This is a genomic window from Rubrivirga sp., from assembly GCF_049648075.1.
In the GTDB taxonomy this organism is placed as follows: domain Bacteria; phylum Bacteroidota; class Rhodothermia; order Rhodothermales; family Rubricoccaceae; genus Rubrivirga.
The window spans coordinates 1-4,543 of record NZ_JBARYR010000182.1 but is presented as its reverse complement, the minus strand read 5'-3'; the positions used below and the strand labels follow the sequence as shown (position 1 = coordinate 4,543).

Genomic DNA, 4,543 nt, shown 5'->3' with positions numbered 1-4,543 from the left:
GTGATCGACGGGCGCGACGCCTCGAGGTCGGGGTCCGCCGCCGTCGGACCGCCGCCGACGATCGTACCGCCGGCGCTGTACGCCGCCACGAAGATGTCGTCGCCACCGTTCGAGGACAACGCCAGGTTCGGACCCAGCGTCACGGACCGGGTAAACCGACCCGTCGTCGCGACCGTGCCGCCCGCGTTCACCGCGACCGCCAGCGCGTTGTCGCCTCCGCCGGTCCCGACGACCGACTGGTACCACCGCAGCGACCCGTCGGCCTCGAGGGCGACCACGACGCCGTCGAAGCCGGCGTCGGTCGTGAGGGTCGTGGTCCCTGCGCTCGGGTCGATGTCGTAGTCACCGCTCGGGAGGCTACCGGAGTAGACCGCTCGGCCGTCCTCGATGGCGATCCCGCTCACGGCGAGCGCACCCAGGTTGGCGGCGAATCGGAAGGTGCCGTCGGCGTCGTAGAGTCCGACGAACGGTGCGCCGAGCAGGCCGCCGCCGTCGGTTCCGATCACGACCTCGCCCGGTCCCGGATCGAGGTCGGTCGGCGACTGGATCCGGCCCAGGACCGCGGTCCGACCGGTGTCGTCGACCGCCACGTCGAACGCGATGTCTGCGCCTCGTCCGCCCAAGGCGAAGCCGGCGTCGACGGCCCCGTCCGTCCGGCCCGACACCACCAGCACATCGAGCGCCCCCGCCGATCCGATCTCCGACACGCCGCTGCCCGGATCGAGGTCGACGGTCCCGCTGAACGTGGCCGCCATCGACATGCGCGAGCCGGCCACGTCGAGCCCTCGAGACCGTGACGTGTCGCCCTCGAGGACGTTGAGCCAGCGGAGCGATCCGTCCGTGCCGTACGAGGCGACGACGGCGTCGTTGGTGCCCGTCCTCACGTCCGCGCCGTCGGTCGGGTCGAAGTCGGTGGTGCCGTTGAGCGTCGCGGCGATGATCGCGTTTCCAGCATCGTCGACGGCGATCGCGCCTTCTTGGACGAAGTCCAGGCCTTCGAGGCCGAACCCGTATCGGAGCGAGCCGTCGCGGTCGTAGACGGCGACGAAGATGCGGACCTCGAGGCCGGGCGCCTCGACCAAGGTCTCGCCGGGTCCTGGGTCGAGGTCCATCACGTCGCCGGTGTGCCCGATCACCGCGACGCCGCCGTCGGGTGTGAACGCGACGTCGTACACGTCGTCCGAGCCGCCGCTGACGAGTGGGACCGCGAACCGCAACGCGCCGCTCGGCTCGTAGACCGCGACCATCCCGTCCTCGAAGCCGGCTGCGGGGATAATGGTCTCGCCCGGTCCCGGGTCGATGTCGAACGGGGAGAAATGTCTCGCGCCCAGGGCGACGGCCCCGTCGTCCGCGATGTCGACGGCGGTCCCGACCTCGAGGGAGGTCCCGCCGATGCCGAACGCGCCTGGCTGGGCGGATGCAAGCGGGATCGCGAGCAGAGCTGCGAGCGCGAAGCGAGGGAGCATGGCCGTGGTGGGGTGGCGGGCTAGCTCGCTAACCACCCCTAGGTCTGGCCGTTCCGTCCTCGAGGCCGAGCGCGCCACCGCGCGATGGCGGCTCCGATGCCCGCGAGTGCGACGGCGCCCGACTGGAACAGCGGCACCCCGAGCGGCGCCGATGCGCTCCGCGGACCCGGTGCGATCACGAACGCGAGCGCGTACATCCCGACCGCGAAGAACACCGCGAGGACCAAGCCGGCGAACACGACCGCCTCGGCCGTGACCACGCCGCTCGCCCATCGCGCCAGCGCGACGAAGGCGACGTAGGGCAGCAGCGCGACCATGACGACGGCGGCAACGGACTGCCAGGGTCGGTCGCCCGCTGTTAGAAAGACGGCGATCGTTGTCACGAGCACGGCGGCGGCGGCGGTGAGTCGCGTGGTGCGAGACAACTCGCCGGGGTCGGGGACAGTCATGACCCAAGCTACCGGACCACGACGACTGGCATGGAAGAGACGCGACCGTCCTCGAGGTCGGCTGCGTCCGTGGTCGCGTGTCCGAGGACGGCCGCTACAGCGTCGAGCGGCGGCAGGTCATGCAGCGGTATTCACCGCGCATCGTGTTGACGGCCCACGGCGTCGTGACGTCGCAGTGCGGGCAGCGTCCCCAGTAGGAGGCGCGCGCCACGTTGGCGGCGGCGCGGAAGCTGGAGAACAGGGTCGGGAAGCGGAGTCGGAAGGTCATGGCGGGTCCGGGTGGATGTGGTGGTCGAACGCCGCTATCGGCCGGTCGATGCCGAGACGTAGTCCTGGAAGCGGTTGCGCCACAGACACTTAACAACAAAGCGCTTCCGGGACCGCTTCCGTCCTACACGCCCTCGAGGCGGGGCGCACTCGTCCTCGAGGCCGCGGCGGTACAAGGGCCGTGCTCCGCGAATCCCTCGGTTCTTGGGTAGGGGCGACCCACCGGGTCGCCCTCGTGCGCGGCGCGGTGCGTTGATCGACCTCGAGGTCGGATCGGGATGTGCTCCACGCGTGGTCGAGTTGACGCGCGCCCTCGAGGGCGAAAACCAACGCGACGGCACGGCCTCGAGGACGAGCCCATGCCCGTTTGCGCTTCCCTTGCCCCGCGAGCGCTAGCTCGGGATGAGGCCTTGCTGCCGGGCGTAGTTGAACACGCCGCCGGCCTCGAGGATGTCGGCTACGTCGCCGAGCGGCTGGAGCGCCCAGCTCTCGCCCGTCGTCACATTCGTAAACAGGCCTGCTCGCGTGTCGAGCTCCACCTCGTCGCCGGTACGGACGCGCGCGGTTAGGGGCTCGGCCGTCTCGAACGGCGCCAGGAACCCGCCGTCGACGGCGTTGCGGTAGAAGATGCGCGCGTAGCTCTCCGCCACCACGGCCTCGATGCCGGCCTCGCGCAGCGCGAACGGCGCGTGCTCCCGGCTCGACCCGCACCCGAAGTTGCCGCCGCCGACGATCACGGTGTACTCGCTCCGATGCTCGCCCTCGAGGACGAACGGGACGTTGCCCGTCGGGAGTCCCGCTTGCTCCGGTGGGACCGACGACAGCGCGTAGGCGCCGTAGAGCTTCCGTTCCTCGGGGTCGGTCAGGCTGTAGACCAAGTGCTGCGCCGGGATGATCTGGTCCGTGTCGACGTGGTCGCCCAACACGTAGGCCTTGCCGCGGATGATGTCGTTCATGAGGTTCAGGGTTCAGGGTTCGGCTTCGTGCCGGTTCGCAGTTGGAATCACGAACAGTGTCGTCCTCGAGGTCGAGGTCCGGCCTCGAGGTGAAGTCCAGCGCTCGAGGTCGCAGGTGACGAACCCCGAACCTTTGAGCCCGTCGACGCTAGGCGACGAGCACGTCGCGGGGGTCGGTGATGACGCCGGTGACGGCTGAAGCGGCTGTGGTGAGCGCGGAGGCGAGGTAGACCGAGGACTGCTTCGATCCCATCCGGCCGGGGTAGTTGCGGTTCGTCGTCGAGATCACGACCTCGTCGCCGTGGGTCCGCCCGAACGTGTCGACGGGGCCGCCCAGGCACGCCGCGCAACTCGACAGGCCGACCTTGGCGCCCGATCGCTCGAAGATGTCGGCCAGCGTCTCGCCGCCGACGGTCTCCGTCCACAGCGCCTTGCGCACGTCGGTCGTCGCTGGCACGACGTAGGTATCAACGCGGCACTCCTGGCCCTGCAAGATCTTGGCCGCTGCTGCGAAGTCCTCGAGCTTGCCGCCCGTGCAACTCCCGATGTAGGCCCGGTCTAGCTTCGTTCCCGCCACCTCGCTCACGGCCGCCTTGTTGTCCGGCGCGTGCGGCTTGGCCACGACGGGCTCCATCGAGGCCACGTCGTAGACGCGCTCGGAGTGGTAGCGCGCGCCTTCGGCGGAGTAGACCGGCGTAAAGTCGCGCATCGTCCGCTTGCGGACGTACTCGATGGTCACCTCGTCCGGCTGGATGATCCCGTTCTTGCCGCCGGCCTCGATGGCCATGTTGCACAGCGTCATCCGCTCCTCGACCGAGAGGTCGTAGACCGCGCCGCCGTCGAACTCCATCGCCCGGTACGTCGCGCCGTCCGTCCCGATGTCACCGATCACGGCCAGGATCAGGTCCTTGGCCATGAGGTAAGGTGGGAGGTCGCCTTCGAAGACGAAGCGCATCGACTCGGGCACCTTGACCCAGATCTTGCCGGTCCCCATGATGAGCGCCGCGTCCGTGTTGCCGATGCCGGTCGAGAACAGGCCGAACGCGCCCGAGGTGCAGGTGTGGCTGTCGGTCCCGAAGAGCGTCGTGCCGGGGCGGTTGAAGCCCTCCTCCGCCAACGCCATGTGGCAGACCCCTTTGTAGCGGTCGCTGCCGACGTCGTAGTAGTGCGGCAGGTCGTGCTCGGCGGCGAAGGCGCGCAAGATCTGGATGTTGCGGTGCGCGTGCTCGTCCGCCGTAAAGATGTAGTGGTCCGGGATGATGGCCAGCCCCTCAGGGTCCCACACCTTGGCGTGCTCGCCGAACTCGCGCTTGAAGATCTCGATCGTCGGCGGGCCGCAGACGTCGTGCGTCATCAGCGTGTCGACGTCGATCCAGACGGTCTCGCCCGGACTGACGCGGTCCCG

At 69.5% G+C, this 4,543-nt stretch carries 5 protein-coding genes; all 5 read right to left on the bottom strand.

Going from position 1 to position 4,543, the window contains the following annotated elements:
* The coding region (locus tag WBA11_RS05225) for a hypothetical protein (RefSeq protein ID WP_424519659.1) at nt 1–1,466 on the bottom strand (1,466 nt) is incomplete at its 3' end.
* 38 nt (nt 1,467–1,504) lie between these two features.
* Nucleotides 1,505–1,915, bottom strand: coding sequence for a hypothetical protein (locus tag WBA11_RS05220; RefSeq protein WP_424519658.1), 411 nt, complete (start codon nt 1,913–1,915; stop codon nt 1,505–1,507).
* Between the two features lie 94 nt (nt 1,916–2,009).
* A complete protein-coding gene (locus tag WBA11_RS05215; RefSeq protein ID WP_424519657.1) occupies nt 2,010–2,183 on the bottom strand; it encodes a transposase in 174 nt (57 codons plus the stop codon).
* 391 nt (nt 2,184–2,574) lie between these two features.
* Nucleotides 2,575–3,138 (bottom strand): 3-isopropylmalate dehydratase, encoded by a 564-nt coding sequence (locus WBA11_RS05210; protein WP_424519656.1) that lies wholly within the window; start codon nt 3,136–3,138, stop codon nt 2,575–2,577.
* Between the two features lie 148 nt (nt 3,139–3,286).
* A partial coding sequence (locus tag WBA11_RS05205; protein ID WP_424519655.1) for a 3-isopropylmalate dehydratase large subunit occupies nt 3,287–4,543 on the bottom strand: 1,257 nt, incomplete at its 5' end.